Origin of the sequence: Chroococcidiopsis thermalis PCC 7203 (assembly GCF_000317125.1) — a bacterium.
Taxonomy (GTDB): Bacteria; Cyanobacteriota; Cyanobacteriia; order Cyanobacteriales; family Chroococcidiopsidaceae; genus Chroococcidiopsis; species Chroococcidiopsis thermalis.
In genome coordinates, this window is record NC_019695.1 from 4,745,927 (window position 1) to 4,763,825 (window position 17,899).

At 45.3% G+C, this 17,899-nt stretch carries 17 protein-coding genes; 14 read left to right on the forward strand and 3 right to left on the reverse strand.

Annotated features, from left to right (window positions below):
- Positions 1-21 precede the first annotated feature (21 nt).
- The 13 genes from CHRO_RS33910 (at position 22) to CHRO_RS20585 (ending at position 16,318) form a co-directional block, all read left to right on the forward strand.
- Positions 22-384 (forward strand): hypothetical protein, encoded by a 363-nt coding sequence (locus CHRO_RS33910; RefSeq protein ID WP_241994187.1) that lies wholly within the window; start codon positions 22-24, stop codon positions 382-384.
- The gene (locus CHRO_RS20530; protein WP_425394288.1) at positions 380-1,579 is read left to right on the forward strand and encodes a proton extrusion protein PcxA; all 1,200 of its coding nucleotides are present in this window, start codon (positions 380-382) and stop codon (positions 1,577-1,579) included. The genes CHRO_RS33910 and CHRO_RS20530 overlap by 5 nt, the downstream gene beginning before the upstream one ends.
- Before the next feature lie 48 nt (positions 1,580-1,627).
- Entirely contained in the window at positions 1,628-2,719 is a 1,092-nt protein-coding gene (locus CHRO_RS20535; RefSeq protein WP_015156143.1) for a bestrophin family protein, read from the forward strand.
- A gap of 211 nt (positions 2,720-2,930) precedes the next feature.
- Positions 2,931-3,608, forward strand: coding sequence for a response regulator transcription factor (locus CHRO_RS20540; protein ID WP_015156144.1), 678 nt, complete (start codon positions 2,931-2,933; stop codon positions 3,606-3,608).
- Between the two features lie 317 nt (positions 3,609-3,925).
- Positions 3,926-5,143, forward strand: a complete 1,218-nt coding sequence (locus CHRO_RS20545; RefSeq protein ID WP_015156145.1) for a response regulator — start codon at positions 3,926-3,928, stop codon at positions 5,141-5,143.
- A 96-nt stretch (positions 5,144-5,239) separates the two neighbouring features.
- A complete protein-coding gene (locus tag CHRO_RS20550) occupies positions 5,240-5,530 on the forward strand; it encodes a Mo-dependent nitrogenase C-terminal domain-containing protein (protein WP_015156146.1) in 291 nt (96 codons plus the stop codon).
- 112 nt (positions 5,531-5,642) lie between these two features.
- Entirely contained in the window at positions 5,643-6,035 is a 393-nt protein-coding gene (locus tag CHRO_RS20555; RefSeq protein WP_015156147.1) for a response regulator transcription factor, read from the forward strand.
- 25 nt (positions 6,036-6,060) lie between these two features.
- Positions 6,061-6,645, forward strand: a complete 585-nt coding sequence (locus CHRO_RS20560; protein WP_015156148.1) for a chemotaxis protein CheW — start codon at positions 6,061-6,063, stop codon at positions 6,643-6,645.
- Positions 6,646-6,768: 123 nt separating this feature from the next.
- On the forward strand, positions 6,769-9,612 hold the full coding sequence (locus CHRO_RS20565) for a methyl-accepting chemotaxis protein (protein ID WP_015156149.1): 2,844 nt from the start codon (positions 6,769-6,771) through the stop codon (positions 9,610-9,612).
- 281 nt (positions 9,613-9,893) lie between these two features.
- Positions 9,894-12,980 (forward strand): hybrid sensor histidine kinase/response regulator, encoded by a 3,087-nt coding sequence (locus CHRO_RS20570; protein ID WP_281168661.1) that lies wholly within the window; start codon positions 9,894-9,896, stop codon positions 12,978-12,980.
- A 117-nt stretch (positions 12,981-13,097) separates the two neighbouring features.
- Positions 13,098-13,322, forward strand: a complete 225-nt coding sequence (locus CHRO_RS20575) for a hypothetical protein (RefSeq protein WP_015156150.1) — start codon at positions 13,098-13,100, stop codon at positions 13,320-13,322.
- Between the two features lie 43 nt (positions 13,323-13,365).
- A complete protein-coding gene (clpX, locus tag CHRO_RS20580; RefSeq protein WP_015156151.1) occupies positions 13,366-14,628 on the forward strand; it encodes an ATP-dependent protease ATP-binding subunit ClpX in 1,263 nt (420 codons plus the stop codon).
- Positions 14,629-15,025: 397 nt separating this feature from the next.
- Entirely contained in the window at positions 15,026-16,318 is a 1,293-nt protein-coding gene (locus CHRO_RS20585) for a sensor histidine kinase (protein WP_015156152.1), read from the forward strand.
- A gap of 97 nt (positions 16,319-16,415) precedes the next feature.
- Here the strand turns inward: CHRO_RS20585 and CHRO_RS30755 are convergent, their stop codons facing one another.
- Together CHRO_RS30755 and CHRO_RS20590 are read right to left on the reverse strand one after the other, a co-directional pair.
- Positions 16,416-16,583, reverse strand: a complete 168-nt coding sequence (locus CHRO_RS30755; protein ID WP_071925448.1) for a metallothionein — start codon at positions 16,581-16,583, stop codon at positions 16,416-16,418.
- A gap of 172 nt (positions 16,584-16,755) precedes the next feature.
- Positions 16,756-17,247, reverse strand: coding sequence for a YajQ family cyclic di-GMP-binding protein (locus CHRO_RS20590; protein ID WP_015156154.1), 492 nt, complete (start codon positions 17,245-17,247; stop codon positions 16,756-16,758).
- Here CHRO_RS20590 and CHRO_RS32655 point away from each other — a divergent pair.
- Entirely contained in the window at positions 17,200-17,448 is a 249-nt protein-coding gene (locus tag CHRO_RS32655; protein ID WP_181245470.1) for a hypothetical protein, read from the forward strand. The two genes, CHRO_RS20590 and CHRO_RS32655, sit on opposite strands and share 48 nt — an antisense overlap.
- Positions 17,449-17,476: 28 nt before the next feature.
- Here the strand turns inward: CHRO_RS32655 and CHRO_RS20595 are convergent, their stop codons facing one another.
- Positions 17,477-17,899, reverse strand: a complete 423-nt coding sequence (locus CHRO_RS20595; RefSeq protein ID WP_015156155.1) for an MAPEG family protein — start codon at positions 17,897-17,899, stop codon at positions 17,477-17,479.

The following is a 17,899-nucleotide window of genomic DNA, read 5'->3' on the forward strand; positions in this document are numbered from 1 at the left end:
TATGGAGAGGAGGACTGAGGGATGAGTATGCACTGTCCCGAACAGTTACGATCCTTGACGAGTAGCATACTGATGACATTACTACGCAACCAAGACATCGTTTGCCCCACAGTCACATTTATTACACGAGTTCCCATCCCAGCCGTACTCATTGGCATCCAAAAGCAGTGGTCGATCGCCTATAAAAGAGTTTCAGGTAACAGCGATCGCCTCACGCAGAATTTAGTCCAAAATGCACTCCAAACACCCCAGTTGCAGCATGACTTCTACCTTCTTCAACAAATCCACAGACTCCCTTTCTCAACTCAAAGGAAAAATCTTTGGTACGCCAGAGCGATCGCTAGAACAAGCGTATCAAGCCGCGCTGAGCATAAAATCGATTGAAGACCGATATTTTCATGGTGGTAAAGTAACTGTATCAACCGCTAACGATGCTCAAATTCCTACTAGCGTGCAAGCTGATTTTGAGAAGCATTTAAGTATACTCAAACAGCAAATGAAGGAATTTAATACGAGCAGTTCTACGCAAGGAAATTTGGGACAAGACCACCTGATGCGGCTCTTTTTTACTGAAGGAACTCTGACAAAATACACTCTCGAACCGCAAGCATCAGCGTTAGTTCCCTTTTCAAATAATCTACCAGCCAATACTTCATTCCAGCTACCCACTCCACCAATTCAAGTCATTGAGGTGAAACAAGCGATCGCCCCGGAAAAATCTAGATCGAGGCAACTCCACCGCAAAAATTCTAGAAATTCAGCTTCGGAAAATGCCGAACCGCAAGTCAAAGCTGGAGTTCTACCGCGTTCTCTTGAGCGCACAATTAATAAGATCAAGAATGAGCTTGACCCAAATGCAGAAGCAGAAGTTGTCAAATCATTTCGGCGATCGCAAAAAAAGACTGTCGTTGCCATTAGGTTACTGGCATTGTTGATTTTGATTCCTTTAATAACTCAGCAAGTGTCCAAACTTTATTTGGTGCAACCAATTGTCAATCGCGTGAGAAACGAAGCAGTTACGCCAGTCTTCTTAAACTCTGAAATGAAAGAAGAGGCACTCAAAGAACTGCAAACCTTTGAAGAAGAACTCAAGCTAGAACGTTTGATGGGTGCAGCACCTGCACTAAATTCAGAAGCAATTGAAGAAAAGGTCAAAGATAAAGCAACTGAAATTTCTCAGGAATTTCGTCATCGTAGCAATAACGCTGTTAGTAATGTTTTTGCTGATATCATCGCTGTTTTATCTTTTGCTTTAGTGTTACTATGGCGACGTAAAGATATTATGATGCTCAAGTCATTCATGGATAATATTGTAACTGGCTTGAGTGATAGTGCTAAGGCTTTCTCAATTATTCTGATTACCGATATCTTTGTCGGATTTCACTCTCCTCATGGTTGGGAAGTTTTGTTAGAAGGACTATCCAGTCATTTAGGAATTGCAGCAAATCGCGGTTTAATCTTTCTATTTATCGCCACAGTTCCGGTCATTCTCGCCACAATTTTTAAGTATTGGGTTTTCCGTTCCCTCAGCCGGATGTCACCATCAACGGTAGCGACTTTGAAAGAGATGAACGATTAAATTTGTGTCATTGGTGCTAGAAAATGCTCGTAGAATGAGGTTGAGTTGATGATTTTTCCCATCAGTAAAAAGGCTCGCAGTCGCCAAAATCGATCGCCAAAAGTTTCTGCTTCCGGCAAGCGATCGCAGTCACATCACCGTAAATCAGTAGCCTTGCGATCGTTTCGCGAAAAGTTTCAAATCTATACCGGAGAGCAATTACACTGGCTGCAAGTTACTCAAAGACTTTTAATTTCTGTCATTCATGGAATTCTGCCCTGGGTAATCGCGTGTGGAAGCTACGGCTTACTAATTTCTGTACTCGATCATTATGGAAAGTTGCCTGCTTTCTTTGGTGATAGTAAAATTATTCAAAATGTCGTTATTAGTTTTAACGTCATTCTCAGCCTACTCCTAGTGTTCCGCACCAATACAGCCCACGATCGCTTTTGGGAAGGGCGCAAACTTTGGGGTTCAATGGTAAATACTACGCGCAATTTAGCACGGGGAATCTCAATTACAATCGAACAACGAGAACCGCAAGAGCGAGACGAAAAAAGTGCTGCTGTCTATCTAGTTGCTGCCTTTGCTGTGGCAATGAAAATCCACCTACGGCGAGAACCAATGAATTCAGAATTGGAGCCGATGATGCCACCGTTACAATATCATCAACTACAAAGTGTCAATCACGCTCCCTTAGAAATTGCTTATTGGATTGGGGATTATTTGCAACATCAATTCGAGCGCCAACGCCTAAACATTTTTCAGCTGACATCCTTGCACGAACTATTAGATGATATGGTAGACATTTTAGGTGGCTGCGAACGCATCCTGAAAACCCCCGTTCCCTTGGTATATACCGTTACTCTCAATGCTTTGCTGTGGATTTATTTCCTGCTTTTACCTTTTCAGCTAGTTGGTGGTATCAAGTGGTGGACAGCACCGATCCTTGCCTTTATGAGTTTTCTCTACTTAGGTATCAATGAAGTAGGGGCAGAAATTGAAGAACCTTTCGGTCGCGATGCCAATGACTTGCCCTTAGATGCTATCTGCGTCACAATTGTTCGTAACCTCGAACATATCATCCAATTTGCCCCCTGCGCTCGCGTGCTGCGCCCTGCTAGTGGTAACGTTCTCGATTTACCGCGAAAAACCGCTTAAATCGTGCCGATACCTTACATTCTGTCCTTCAGTGTATAGTTTTTGACAAGGAAATTCAGTTTTCTTTACTTCTCGTCGCAGCAATTACCTGTAACATGAACTAGTCCGAGAATTAATTTGAGCAAAGAATTAGTTTGAGCGATCGCCACCTGACAACCTTCTGAGAAGTAGGTTCACCCTTGCTAACCTGTTTTTGGAATGACATACCATCATGAGATTGTTACTAGTCGAAGACGATAAACTCATCAATCAGTTACTTGCAGAAGCACTCAGCAACCAACATTACGTCGTTGATGTTGCCGCTGATGGTCACGCTGGTTGGGATTTTGTCAAGTCTTTTGATTACGACTTAGTTCTGATTGATGTCATGCTGCCTAAAATGGATGGCATAAGCCTTTGTCGCCAGTTGCGGACTCAAGGCTATCAAATGCCAGTCTTGATGTTAACAGCCAGAGATGCAACCGAAGATCGCGTCAATGGACTCGATGCGGGTGCAGATGACTACGTGATCAAACCATACAAACTGCAAGAATTATCGGCACGTATCCGCGCTTTATTACGCCGAGGTGGTTCGTCCCTACCTCCAGCAATGAAAAGTGGCAATTTATCTTTGGATGTAAACACGCGGGAAGTGACTTATAAAGGCTGTCCCCTCAGACTGACTCCAAAAGAGTATCGCTTATTAGAACTCTTCATGCGAAGCGGCTCTAAGGTTCTCAGTCGTAGTGCAATTTTAGAAAATCTTTGGTCTTTCGACGAACCGCCGGATGAAGATGCAGTTAAAGCTTTGGTCAAACGTTTGCGTCAGAAGCTCAAATTAGCAGGTTCGCCTGGAGATCCCATTGAAACCGCTTACGGTGTAGGTTATCGTCTCAAGCAAGACCCGTAGAAAGTCAAAAGTTAAAAGTCAAAAGTTAAAAGTCAGAAGTTAAAAGTCAGAAGTTAAAAGTCAGAAGTTAAAACTGACTTGTTGTCTACTGCCTCACCACACAACAACCGATTACCGATTACCGATTACCGATTACCGATTAAATTTTGTCCCAGTTTTGTCTCTTTCTTGTTCCGATTTTGTCACCTTTTGTGGTTTAGGTTTATTTTATACACTGAGGTGCAAATGGCAGAGATTTCATGTCTTAAATGTATCCTCAACGCAGGGTAGTCAACAAATCCCAAGAGTAAGAAAAAAACAGATTGCAGGAACAGGCAATGAATAACAGCATTCTTGAAAAATCAGTTGATGCCCTGCTAACTAGGAGAAATGATGCTCCATTAATTCGGGATTTTACCCCCCCAAAGCAGGTTGAATTGTTTGAAACCTTGAAGCAGTTGCGGTTTAACGGTCAACTGATTCTGACAAACTCCTGCGGTAGAAAATGGATTCTGCACGTTCACCGAGGTTTGATTATCTACGCTACTGGTGGAGAACATCCAGTCAGGCGATGGAGACGGAATCTCGCAACACACTTACCTCAAATAGCAAGCGATCGCTCGCTATCCAACGAATCATGGGAGAATCAACTAGCCACGACTTCGATTGAAGGTTCTAGCGTCTGCTGGCAGTATCAGTTATTGACTTCATGGCTCGAACGGCAGCAGATAACTCCAGAACAAATGGCAAGATTTGCCTGGTCGGTCATTATCGAAGTTTTGTTTGATGTGACTCAAGCAGTACAGGTTGCTTACGAACTCAAGCCCAGTAGCAGCAAGCTGACTCCCGTAGTTGCGATCGATGCCGCTCAAGCGATCGCCGAAGTCGAACGATTGTGGCAAGCTTGGCAAGCAAACAGACTCAATTATTCTCCTAACAGCGCTCCAGTTATTAAACAATCGGCAGAATTGCAACACAGCATCTCTGCTCCAGCTTATCAAGCCTTGAGTCAACTACTAGACGGACAACATACGCTACGGGATATTGCCGCTCAGATGCAGCGAGATGTCAACTCGGCACTGCGTTCTCTCTTGCCATATATTCAGTCAGGGTTTGTGGAGTTGATTAATATTCCCGATCTTGCCGCTCCGGTTCTCTCATCACCTACACCTCATGATACTCAAGCACCATCGATCGCTTGTGTAGATGACAGTCCTTGGGTATGTCACATCATGGAAAAAGTGATGACAACAGCTAACTATCGATTTGTGGGCGTAAATGATGCACTGCGGGCGATCGGAGTTTTGCTAGCCATCAAACCAGATCTCATCTTTCTTGATTTGATGATGCCAAATATTAACGGATACGAACTTTGCAGCCGTCTGCGTCAGCTTTCTTGCTTCCAGCACACGCCAATTGTCATCCTCACTGGAAACGACGGCATTATCGATCGCGTCAGAGCTAAAATTGTCGGTTCCTCAGATTTTCTGGGCAAGCCCATCGATCCCGATCGAGTTCTAGGCGCAATTCACAAACATCTCAAACACAGTGTATAGGAAGCGTACGAGCAGGGGTAAGAGAGGACAAGGGGACAAGGGGGACAAGGAAGTAATTACCAATTACCAATTACCAATTACCAATTACCAACAACCATGAATACCACAGCAAACACCAACAAACTTTGGCAAAGTTTAATACAGCCAACTCAACAAAAACTGGAATCTATCGAGATTCGTCGCCCGAAAACGGCTCGATTTGTCTGTCGCCTGATTCCAGCAAGTTGTCCCTTCGAGCGAGACATTCGATTCTTCGATCGCAGTCTGCTGCACGTTCCACCCTTATGTAAGCTCAATCCTTTCTACGAGCAGTTGGTGTTGTTGCGGATGAAGAGTTTAACTTATCTGGCGCAAGCATGTAGCCAGGGAATGAAAAACTGTTGCTGAGTTTAGGGACAGGGAGCAGGGAGCAGGAAGCACAGAGCAGTTACTAATCGCTAGTCGCTCGTTGCGAATCGCTAACCGCAAGCTCGCTAATTGCCAATCTTTGGTGAATTCTATGGATATTGCCCTCGTTGTAGAAGATTGTTTGACCGAGCGGGAAGCGATCGCCAGCTATTTGCAACAAGGCGGGATCAGCGTCTTGGCTGCTAAGAGCGGAGAAGAAGCTCTGGAAAAAATGAGTGACTGCAAGCCTGACATCATTATTTTAGATGTTGTCTTGCCAGGTCGGAGTGGATTTGAACTCTGCCGTGCTTTAAAAGCTAACCCATCCACCAAAAATACCCCTGTTATCCTCTGTTCGAGAAAAGGGACTGACATGGATAAATTCTGGGGCTTAAAGCAAGGAGCAGACGCTTACTTACCGAAGCCTGTAGCGCCAGAAGAATTTATTCGCACTGTGAAGCAACTGCTATTGGTTTCACACGGTGAAACAACTCTCATGGTTTGAACCTAACGTGTGAGGCGAGACAATTATGGTATCCAAGTCACCAAAGTTAGACTCCCAGGAGGCATCACCAGAAAGAGTAACTTTCACCGATGCTGACGAGCAATTTCTGCGCTTTTACCTCGAATCAGACACAGCAGCCTTGCTTCCCGTGACTCAGTTGCTAGAAATCTTGAAGCTGTCTGCGGAACAGATCGTCCCGATCCCGCACATGCCAAGTTGGGTCATGGGAGTTTACAACTGGCGGGGTGAAATTCTCTGGATGGTCGATTTAGCTGAATTAGTCGGGCTGACTGCTGGCGATCGCTACCAAACCAGCAACGTTCCAACTTATACGGCAGTTGTCTTGCAAGCTAACCAATGCGATCGCCTACCCGCACCGACAGCAGAAACCCAAACCATCGGTTTAGTTATCGAGCGAATTGACGATATCGAATGGTGCAATCCAGATACAATCCAACCGCCGCCATTTACTGCCGTTTCCACTCCCTTCGCTCCCTTCGTGCGCGGATATCAGTTAAACGGCGATAGCGAAATGACAGCAATTTTATCGGTCAAAGCGATCGTTGCTGCTGTCAGTTGTCAGTTATCAGTGTACAGACGTTACATGTAACGTCTGTACAAAGTTATCAGTGCGTGGTGTGTGGGGTGTAAAGATTTTAAATTTCTTTCTTCCTCAGCTTCCTCAGCTCCCCCAGCTCCCAGCTCTCTTCTCTACAGCCATGAGGTAAATTTCATGTCGCAGTCAACTCTCAAACTCGATCCGCCAAACTCCGATCGCGATCGCATCTCGCCTCAGTGGGAGCGAGTTTCGGCAGTAGCGCCAGATTCACCTGAAAAAGCGAGCCAATCGCCATCAACAAAGCCAAACTCGCCTTGGCAGTTTTCACTATCTAGGGGTTTGCGGTTCTGGAAAGGTTTGAGTTTGCAACATAAAGCAACAATTTTGGCGATCGCAATTGGTGCTATTCCAGTCGCAACTGTTGGCGGCGTTGCCTACACCGTAGCCAATAGTTCCCTAGAGCAGCAAATTATTGCCGAGCAAGAAAACCGCACGCTTGATGTTCGGCGCGGCATTGGCATGGCGACGCAGCAAATAATCGATGATGCCGAGACAATTGGTAATTCTCCCATGTTGGCAAATTCTAAGCTGAGGGCAGCGGCGACTGAAGGACAGAAAATTGCGCTGTTAGATAGCTTTGTCGAGGCACGTAATGGTAGATATGACAGTATCGTCGTGTTCGACCTCAAAGGAAATTTAATCTTTCAATCCAAGTCAACGCAGCCGTTTAAGCGCACGGAAAACTATAGCGATCGCGAATATTTTCGGCGGGCGATCGCGACTGGAACTCCCGCAGTTAACAATCCTAAAATTGCGCCTACCTCCGGCAAAATTAGTTTAGAAGTTGTAGCTCCAATTAAAGATATAGAAACAAATAAGCTCGTAGGAGTTGTTCGCTTGCGGATGCCGTTGACTCATCTAAACGAAACCTTTGAGTATATTGAAGCGCAAGGATGGGAATACAAACTGATCGGTGCTGACGGGAATGTGTTTGCGGCTGATGAAATTGGGCTAGTGGGGCATTACTTGGGAGAAGATTTTCGCGAACTGCCGCATTTGCGTGCCAAGGTTTTAGCGCTTGCCTCTACAGATCGACCCAGGCATGAAGACAAGCTAATTTCAACTCAAGTCGCGTGGGACAAAAACGATGGTGAGAATGCACTGATGAGCTTCACGCCGATCGGTCAATTGGATGGACTACCAGAACCAGGTTGGGGATTGGTGGTTTCTCGTCCCGTCGATCGCGCCTTTGCACCTTTACTAGAACTGCGCCGAGTTCTCTGGTTGGGAACTGGAGTAGCCGCCGTATCGATCGCCGCGATCGCCGCAGTTTTGGCTAAGCGGGCGACTTATCCAATTCTAAATGCTGCTAGGGCTGTGGCTCAAATTGGTTTAGGTAAGTTAGATACTCGCGTGGCAGTCCGTGGCACGGCTGAAATGGCTGTTTTAGAGACTAGCATCAACAGCATGGCGAAGCAGCTAGAAGAACTCGTGCAGCTCAAAGCAGCAGAAGCTCGGCGATCGCAATTACTCAAAGATGTTACCGTGAAGATTGGTAGCGCAATCGACTGCCCAGCTATTCTCAACACCGCTGTAGCCGAGACCCGCAGCGCTTTGCTAACCGACCGCGCAATTGTCTATTGGTTTGATGGCGATCGCAATGGTAGCGTCGTTGTCGAAGCCGCAAGCGCAGGTATAACTCGCATACTGGGTAAAAACATCGAAAACTATGCCCTAGAGCAATACACACAATATCAAAAAGGTCAAGTCGAAGTCATTTCTCAGATCCGACCGGCAGATACGAGCGATGAGTACTGGCAACAGTTAACAGCACTTGCCGTCAAATCCAGTCTAGCTGCACCAATTTTACTCGGCGATCGCTGTGTGGGTTTACTTGTCGTGCATCAGTGTAACGTTCCGCGTCACTGGCAGAAAGTAGAGGTTGATTTCTTTGCCCAGATTGCCACTCAAATAGGATTGGCGTTAGAGCGTGCCGATCTTTTGGAACAACAGAAAAATGCCAAAGAACAGTTGCAAAGACGAGCGTTGGATTTGCTAATTGAAGTCGATCCAATTAGTCAAGGCGACCTGACAATCCGCGCCAGAGTCACAGAAGATGAAATCGGCACGATCGCTGACTCCTATAACTCTACAGTCGAAAGCTTGCAAGAAATTGCGGTACAGGCACAAACAGCCGCCAAACAAGTCGATGCAGCAATTAGCAGTAACGAGCCGTTAATCCAAGCCCTCTCGCAAGGAGCTTGGCAGCAATCGACAGAGATTGTCACTGCTTTGGAACGCATTCAAGCGATGGCTGATTCTGCCCATACTGTTGCGGATAACGCCAAACGCGCAGAAATAGACGTGCGCCAAGCGATGGAGACAGTCGCATCTGGGGATATAGCAATGGATCGTGCCGTAGATGGAATGCTGACAATTCGGGGGACTGTTGCCGAAACCGTCAAGAAGATCAAATGTTTGGGAGAGTCATCGCAAAAGATTTACAAAGTGGTAAATTTGATCGCTCACTTTGCCGAGCGGACTAGCTTGCTCGCCATGAATGCTTCCATTGAAGCAGCGCGAGCAGGGGAAGAAGGACGCGGTTTTGCGGCTGTTGCCGATGAAGTGCGATCGCTAGCCCGACAATCAGCCAAAGCAACAGCAGAAATTGAAAAGCTCGTCTCGGGGATTCAACGGGAAACCAATGAAGTTGCTACAGCAATGGCAATCGGCACAGAACAGGTAGCGATCGGGACTCAACTCGTCAACGATACCCGTCAGAGTTTAAACCACATTACCACCGCCAGCGATCGCATTCATCAACTCGTAGGAGCAATTGCCCAAGCTGCGATCGAGCAATCTCAAGACTCAGAAGCAGCCACGACAACCATCGCCACAGTCGCAGCGATCGCCGAAACTACCTCCCTAACTGCAACCGAAGTCTCCGCTTCCTTCCAACAATTATCAACCGTCGCGCGATCGCTCCAAGCCAGCGTCGGTCAATTCAAAGTTAGTTAGTGGCTAGTGGCTGGTGACTAGTGACTAGAATTGTCTTCTCCCTTGTCCCCCTTCGCCCCCCTTGTCCCCCTTGTCCTCCTTGTCTCCCTTATCTCCTATCTCCTTAGTTTTGACTTCTAACTTTTGACTTTTGACTTGTCCCCCTCTGGTTCCCAGTCATGCTAATTACTCCCGACATTCGCGACCAAGCTTACCGTCTGTTTATTGAAGAAGTGCCAGAGCTGCTACAGGAGATCGAGGCAGGCTTGCTTAGTCTGAAGTAAGAGCGCACGCACGAACGCATTCACGATTTGATGCGTGCAGCTCACTCTCTTAAAGGTGGTGCAGCTTGCTTGGATTTAGAGCCAATTAAAATTATTGCCCACCGTTTAGAAGATGTTTTTCGGGCTTTGTACAACCGCTCTGTAGCAATAGATTCAGAGTTAGAAGGTTTATTACTGCAAGCTTACGATTGTCTGCGCGTCCCCCTACTGCAACAAATTACCATCGGCAGCATTGACTGTGCGGCAACATTAGCAGTAGCCGAACCCGTATTTAATCAAATAGAAGAACGTTTAGGAGATGCTTTAGCTCAGATCGATCGCTATATGCCCATGTCCTCAGAACTTGGGGTCGATTTGGTAGCTTCAATCTTTGAAACTGATGTCGTACAAGGACTGGAACGATTGGCGGCTGTGGTTGCCAACCCCCAAGATTTCGAGGTGGTTGGAGAATTACGGGCGCAGGCAGAAGTCTTTGCTGGATTTGCGGAGCTGCTGAATTTACCAGGATTTGGGGCGATCGCCCAAACAGCCTTAACTGCACTAGACACCTATCCCGATCGCGCTAGAGAAATTATTCAAGTTGCCCTAGCTGATTTTCACAATAGCAGAGCTGCCGTACTAGCAGGCGATCGCACTAGTGGAGGGAGTCCGTCTGCTGCCCTTTGTGCGTTAACAGAAAAGAGCGTCGATTTGGTTCCTAACCCAGAGTCAGAATTCTCGCCTTTATTAGACGAGCTGTTATTTGGCGACGAGACAGCACCAATAGAAGCAGTGGCGATCGACCCTGGAATTATTTTCGTCACTGAAACTGAAGATGATTCCAATGGCGCGATCGAATCAGATGCTCATTCCCTAACTATTTCCCCTGCGGCAAATTTATCGCCGATTCAGTCCTTATCCCACTCGACTGAAATTTCTCAAAGCAAAATAGAGGGCGATCGCCCTAAAGTAGGAACTACCAATTCCTACACAGATGAATCACAGATAGCGACAGCTGTTTCTACGCGAGTAGAATTAAGCCGATTAGAGCGGATGCATAAGTTATTGGGTGAATTAGTCGTCAATCGTAACTCCATTGCCCTGCAAACCGAGCAAACCCAAAACTCAGCCCAAGAGTTACTCCGCCGTTTTGCTCACTTTCAAGAACTGATCGGTCAGCTAGAGAGAAGAGCTGAGGGAGACAAGGGAGCAGGGAACAGGGAGCAGGAAGTTGTGGGACAAGGGGGACAAGGGGGACAAGGGGGAACTCGGGGATCCCACGACCGAAGGGAGTGGGGATTAGGGGGCGAAGGGGGACAAGGGGGACAAGGGGGACAAGGGAGAATAATTGCTAACTACCAACTACCAACTACCAATTACCAATTACCAACTACCAATTACCAACTACCAATTACAACTGACTTCGATCCTCTAGAAATGGATCGTTATGGAGCGGTTCACCCTCTATTACAAAGAATTCTAGAAGAAATTGTCCAATTGGAAGAGGCTGTAGAGGATATTGCTTTATTTGCCGAGCAATCGAGTCAAATATTAGAGCGGAAACAACAAGTTTTTTCCCAACTCCAAGATGAATTAATGCGAGCGCGAATGCTTCCTTTGGGTGAAGTTCTCAAGCGGTTCTCTCGGATGCTGCGGGATATGTCTCATACTTACTCCAAGCCTGTCAATTTGAAGCTGAGAGGGACAGAGGTACAGGTAGAAAAGGCGATTTTGGAAAAACTCTACGACCCGCTGTTGCATTTACTCCGCAATGCCTTTGCTCATGGCATCGAGTCACCTGAAATCCGCCAACAGCAAGGTAAGCCGGAAAACGGAGAAATTCTGATTTGTGCTTATTACAAAGGCAATCAAACAATTATTGAAGTTAGAGATGACGGTCGGGGTCTAAATTTGGGACAAATTCGCAGCCGGGTCGTAGAGTTGGGTTGGTTGTCGCCAATAGAAGCAGCCAGCGCCTCGAAAGAGCAGTTGCTAGAATTTATCTTCGAGCCAGGATTTTCTACCACTCACCACGTTAGCGAACTTTCCGGTCGTGGCATGGGTTTGGATGTTGTCCGTTCTCAACTGCGATCGCTGCGCGGTTCTGTAAGCGTCAGTTCCTTCCCTGGTGAGGGTACGACCTTTATTTTACGCTTGCCTCTCACGTTGACGATCGCGAATTTGGTTGTTTGCTCTACGGGGAAAACTACCGTAGCGTTGCCATCTGACAGTATTGAAAATATTGTCACTACGCCAAGCGATCGCATCAATCGCACGGGGACTCAGCAGCTGTTGCGCTGGCGAGAACACATCATACCAATCCATCGGTTGGCGGATCTTTTAGAATACAATCGTCCAATGTTAGAAGTTGCTAACAGCCAATCTCCAATTACAACCACAGTAGAAGAACGAGAGTTGCCAATGCTTCTACTACGTTGGGAGGGCGAATTATTGGCGTTAGAAGTTGATTGCTTGTTGGCAGAACAAGAACTAGCAATTAAACCTTTTGGATCGCTCGTTTCGCCTCCCAAATATACCTATGGCTGCACTCTACTAGGAAACGGTAGTTTAGTTCCCGTGATTAATGGAATCAGCCTTTTAGAATATGTCCTAGAACGGCAACAAAATACAATTCAGACAACTGAAAGTCAATCACAAGACAGAGAACAAAACATCAATAATTTGTGGCGCGACCGAACAGCAATTGTTCATAAAACCGAACGTCCTACAATTTTAGTTGTAGATGACTCAACTACGATGCGCCAAACGCTAACACTTTCGTTGCAAAAGGCTGGCTATCGAGTTTTATCAGCGCGGGATGGATTAGAAGCACTAGAAAAATTACAGCAATCTCCCACGGTACAACTAGTACTTTGCGATATTGAAATGCCGAATATGAACGGCTTTGAATTTCTCTGTCAGTGGCGACAAGAGCCGCAATTTGCCAAAATTCCCGTGGCTATGTTGACATCACGCAGTAACGACAAACATCGCCGTTTAGCAACTCAATTAGGTGCTAGCGCCTATTTCACCAAGCCGTATATAGAACTTGAGTTTTTGCAAGCACTCAAGAATATTTTCGAGCAGACCATAGAAGAACAAACGGCTTTGCAGCATATCGCCTAGTCAGTTATCAGTTATCAGTTATCAGCGATCGGTGACTAGTCTTTTGACTTTTGACTTTTGACTTTTGACTTTTGACTTTTGACTTTTGACTTCTTCCTTATCCCCCTCCTCAAAATTATGCATATCACATATTTAATTTTTTGGACTATGAGCTTCGGCTTTACTTGGATTGGTTGCAAAATGACCGAAGAAATTCATCGACTTGCTATCTGCTTAGCTGGTTCAATTTTACTAATTTGGGGATTTGCGATCGCCCCTGAATCAATGCATTGGTTAGTTGAAATCCTTTCGATAAGTCTGTGCGGATTTTTATCGATAATGGAAAGACAAATTCCTAGTTAAAACATTTCAGTTAATACATTTTAACCCCAAGGAAAAAGTAAATATGCCTGACTACACTTCATTATTAAGATGCTCGTTTTGCGGCAAACCCCATACTCAAGTGGATAAGCTAATTTCTGGTACGGGTGTTAACATTTGTAGTGAATGCATCGAACAGTGTCAAGAAGTCTTGGACACTTCTCCACCTCAACCTAGTACCCCAAAAACCACTACTAATTCTAACAACTACCCCATCCCCAAACCAAGGGAAATAAAACAGTATTTGGACAACCATGTTATCGGTCAGGAACAGGCGAAGAAAGTTCTTTCAGTAGCAGTCTACAATCACTATAAGCGTTTGTCCAGCGATCGCAATGATGTGGCATTGCAAAAGTCAAATATTCTTTTGGTTGGACCAACGGGGAGCGGTAAAACACTCCTGGCTCAAACTCTAGCACAAGTCATAGACGTACCTTTTGCTGTTGTGGATGCAACAACTTTCACAGAAGCAGGTTACGTCGGAGATGATGTAGAAAACATCCTCCTGCGATTGTTACAAGTGGCAGACATGGATGCAGAAACAGCACAACAAGGAATTATTTATATTGATGAGATTGATAAAATTGCCCGCAAAAGTGAAAACCCCTCTATTACTCGCGATGTATCGGGCGAAGGAGTGCAGCAAGCACTGTTAAAAATATTAGAAGGAACGATCGCTAACGTACCACCACAAGGAGGACGCAAACACCCTTATCAAGAGAGCATCCAAATTGATACCAAAAATATCCTATTTATCTGCGGCGGCGCTTTTGTCGGAGTGGAAAAACTAGTCGAACAACGGATGGGAAAAAAATCTATGGGCTTCGGGCGATCGCCAGAAAGATCTACAACAAGGCAAACAGATTATTTATTAAATCATCTGGGAGCGGAAGATTTAGTGAAATTCGGTCTAATTCCAGAACTAATCGGACGATTGCCAGTTGTTACAGTGCTGGAACCTTTAGACGAAGAAGGACTGATAGCGATTTTAACCGAGCCACAAAATGCGCTTTTGAAACAGTATCAAAAGCTATTACAAATGGATAACGTTCAACTTGAGTTTGAATTAGATGCTGTCCGCGCGATCGCCCAAGAAGCATATCGGCGTAAAACTGGTGCAAGAGCCTTGAGGGGAATTGTAGAAGAGCTAATGCTAGATATCATGTACGAACTTCCCTCTCGCCCAGACTTAGATCGCTGCACTATCTGTAAAGCAATGGTAGAAAAACACTCTTCTGCCGATCTTCTCATTCATCCTACAGCCTTCTTTCAGCCAGAAACAGCTTAATTGGTCATTGGTTGTTGGTTTGTTGGTCATTGCTCATTTGTAGGCTGTTCTCTGTGCCTATTCACTGATAACTAACAACTGGTTGACGGTTGACGGTTGACGGTTGACAGTAGACGCTGCGATAGACTCCGTGAAGACGGTTGGAGTGCTGGTGGAACCGGTGATTAGTCTCTAGAGTCGTTTCTAGTCACCAGCCACTAGTTACTAGTCACTACTACTACTACTAACTGATTTTGTCCTAAGTTTGTTACTTTTTTCTGTTTTATTTGAATTACTAAGCAATTTAGTATTCGTTGATAATAAATTTTCATCATAAAAAATACTGGCTTTGTCAAAGTTGCAATGTTGATTATTCTGCCGCATCCTTTCTTGAAGCTTATGGCTTCTATCTTTAGGTATGGTTCCTCAAACAAAATTCAAGTATTCCTATAGACGCATATTATTTGCTTATCTAGCAGCAACGGCAGCTCTTTTAGGAGGGTTTTCCCTGACGACGTACAACTCAATTGGTAATGCTCTAAAGAAACAATCGGACGATCGCCTCTTAACTTTGGCACAAGCTGCAATTCCGAGTTTTGAGATCGTGAAATCTCAAAATCGGCAAAACCTACATGAGCTTCCTTGGCGCAAACTTTTTGCTGCTAAAACTCAAAGTTGGGAATGGTTCGACGCTGATGGTAAATTACTTTTGAGTCAAGGAAATCGCTTTCCTTCTCTTCCCATCTCCCGAAATGTCTTCCATTCTCGCTGGCAACCAATCGCGCCTATTTTCCAACAGCAGAGAGAATTACGGATTGCCACCATTGCTGTCTATGTCAGCGATCCGAAGCTAAAAACGCTACATCTAGAAGGATATATTCGGGTAAGCGAATCCACACAGCCATTAGAATTGATTTTGGCTCGGCTGCGGCTCTGGCTTGGCTGTCAGGGAATCGCTATTTTATTTATCTTTGGTATCAGTGGCGTTCACCTCAGTCAGTGGAACTCCCAGCCGCTACAACAAAGCTTTCGACAGCTCAAACAGACTGTTACGAATATCTCTCATTATCTCCGCCACCCGTTGACGCGAATTACCCTAGCGATCGCACTGCTAGCAGGAGAAGCAGAATCAGCAATACCACTCGATCGGCAAAAATTAACGATCGTTGCTAACGCTACTGACGAACTAGAGCATCTGGTAGAAGATTTACTGATTTTAACTCGCAGCGAGGTAGCACTTTTACCAACTGAGTTAGAGACAGTAAATATTCGCTTAGAAGAATTGCTTTTACCTATATTAGAACAGTTCGATGCCCGTGCTACGTCACAAGGTATTGCTTTTCAAGCTCAATTGCTACCTGGTTTATCTGTGCGGGGAGATCCAATTCATTTGGGTCGTTTATTCTCAAATTTACTGGAGAACGCGATCGCTTATACGGAAAAAGGAGGTAGTATTTCTCTCGCAGTACGCAAGTCTAAACGTAAAGCGATCGTTTCAGTTGAAGATACAGGCATTGGTATTCCACTAGAGCATCATGCTTCAATATTTCAGTGGTTTTGGCGCTCCGAACAAGCGCAACAACAGCAAAAGGGTTTGGGATTAGGTTTGGCAATTGCTCAAGCAATTGTGAAGCAGCACGGAGGCGAAATAGCTGTTAAGAGCCAAGTTAACGTTGGTAGTTGTTTTCAGGTGATTCTACCCTTACTTTAATTAAGAGTAGAAAACTTTCATTTCCTACTCTCTTTTAACACAGTAATGGAAGCTACTAGATATGTAATGTTTATACAACCCGAAATTCAAAATCAGATCAGCCGCAACCGCAACCAGTGTGACCGCAGCCACTACTACCATCGGGATGACCGCTAGCACAGGCTTCACTACAGTAAGCCTTGCCATCTTTTTGAATCGCGTCCTCTAAGGAAACAACGCACAAGCAATTGTCACAAGCACATTTCATTGAAGTTACTGTCGTCATAGTTTTAATCCTATTCACCTCTCCCATCAGGATAACATATGAACATACATTCAGATGTTTTTTAAGAAAAGTTCACCTAAGCTAAAGTTCACCTAAGCTGTTATCCAGGGAAAGAACTGTTTCCTTGAAATCGAACCAACACAAACCAAGTTTGATTTTTGACTTTTGACTTTTATCGATAATTGGTGAATTGTAGAGCTACAGGATAATCTTCTTGCTTCAAGCGTCCCATTACAGCTTGCAAGTCATCTTTAGATTTCGCCGACACCCGTACAGCATCACCTTGAATTGAAGCTTGCACTTTTTTAAACTCATCGCGGATCAATTTAGAGATTTGTTTGCTAATTTCTTGACTGATGCCCTTCTTGAGCTTAATTTCTTGCCGGACGCGGTTACCACTAGCAGATTCCACTTTGCCGAAATCAAAAATTTTCTGAGATAGTTGACGCTTTGCAGCTTTTTCGCGCAGTATAGTATGAACGGATTCGAGCGTAAATTCGCTATCGGTGTTGACAGTAATCGTCTCTTCACCTAACTCTACTGTCGTTTGAGTATCTTTGAGATCGTAACGGCTTTTAATATCGCGGCTAGTCTGATCGACAGCGTTAACTAGTTCTTGGCGATCGAAGTCGCTGACAATATCGAAGGAAAAAGTAGAAGCCATAAGAATGAGGGGCTAGAGGCTATAGAAAGACAAGGGAGGGGGAGACAAGGGAGAGGGGGGAGACAAGGGAGACAAGGGAGACAAGGGAAAGAGGGAGACAAGGGAGACAAGGGAGAGGGGGGAGACAAGGGAGACAAGGGAGAAAGAAATTTAAAATCTCCACACCCTACACCCTACAGCCTACACCCCACTTACCACTAGTCACCAGCTACTAGCCACTAATAACTGGTCACTGATAACTAGTTGCTTGTAGGATGCTAGTAATAAACAAGATACCAGAGCAAAGACTGCCGATCGCAAACATCAGCGATCGCGCTAAGGGGATATTAGCTATGTAGAATATCGAGTAAAACAATCGCACTACCACAAAGGCGATCGCCGCTCCCACAGCCAAGGTAGAATCAACTCCCGTAACATATGCCATCAACGCGGCTGGCGCAAAAATGGTGAAATTCTCAAATGAATTTTGGTGCGCCCAAGCTGCTCGTTGCGCGTAGGGTGGTAGCTTGTCAAACATAGCACGAGGAGCTGCCATATCGTAGCCAGCTTGCACTCGTCCGTAACCGACAAGGAGAAACGGTACATAAACCAGTACTGCTGCTACTGCAATACAAAAGAGAAAAATTGCTGAAGTAGGGAGTTGTGAGTTCAT

What these genes read in the sequence shown, in the direction of transcription:
- CHRO_RS20540 (WP_015156144.1), top strand. Translation starts at nt 2,931, where the DNA reads ATGAGATTGTTACTAGTCGAAGACGATAAACTCATCAATCAGTTACTT.
- CHRO_RS20555 (WP_015156147.1), top strand. Translation starts at nt 5,643, where the DNA reads ATGGATATTGCCCTCGTTGTAGAAGATTGTTTGACCGAGCGGGAAGCG.
- CHRO_RS20545 (WP_015156145.1), top strand. Translation starts at nt 3,926, where the DNA reads ATGAATAACAGCATTCTTGAAAAATCAGTTGATGCCCTGCTAACTAGG.
- CHRO_RS20585 (WP_015156152.1), top strand. Translation starts at nt 15,026, where the DNA reads ATGGTTCCTCAAACAAAATTCAAGTATTCCTATAGACGCATATTATTT.
- CHRO_RS20535 (WP_015156143.1), top strand. Translation starts at nt 1,628, where the DNA reads ATGATTTTTCCCATCAGTAAAAAGGCTCGCAGTCGCCAAAATCGATCG.
- CHRO_RS20590 (WP_015156154.1), bottom strand. Translation starts at nt 17,247, where the DNA reads ATGGCTTCTACTTTTTCCTTCGATATTGTCAGCGACTTCGATCGCCAA.
- CHRO_RS20565 (WP_015156149.1), top strand. Translation starts at nt 6,769, where the DNA reads ATGTCGCAGTCAACTCTCAAACTCGATCCGCCAAACTCCGATCGCGAT.
- CHRO_RS20575 (WP_015156150.1), top strand. Translation starts at nt 13,098, where the DNA reads ATGCATATCACATATTTAATTTTTTGGACTATGAGCTTCGGCTTTACT.
- clpX (WP_015156151.1), top strand. Translation starts at nt 13,366, where the DNA reads ATGCCTGACTACACTTCATTATTAAGATGCTCGTTTTGCGGCAAACCC.
- CHRO_RS20595 (WP_015156155.1), bottom strand. Translation starts at nt 17,899, where the DNA reads ATGAACTCACAACTCCCTACTTCAGCAATTTTTCTCTTTTGTATTGCA.
- CHRO_RS33910 (WP_241994187.1), top strand. Translation starts at nt 22, where the DNA reads ATGAGTATGCACTGTCCCGAACAGTTACGATCCTTGACGAGTAGCATA.
- CHRO_RS20550 (WP_015156146.1), top strand. Translation starts at nt 5,240, where the DNA reads ATGAATACCACAGCAAACACCAACAAACTTTGGCAAAGTTTAATACAG.
- CHRO_RS20560 (WP_015156148.1), top strand. Translation starts at nt 6,061, where the DNA reads ATGGTATCCAAGTCACCAAAGTTAGACTCCCAGGAGGCATCACCAGAA.
- CHRO_RS30755 (WP_071925448.1), bottom strand. Translation starts at nt 16,583, where the DNA reads ATGACGACAGTAACTTCAATGAAATGTGCTTGTGACAATTGCTTGTGC.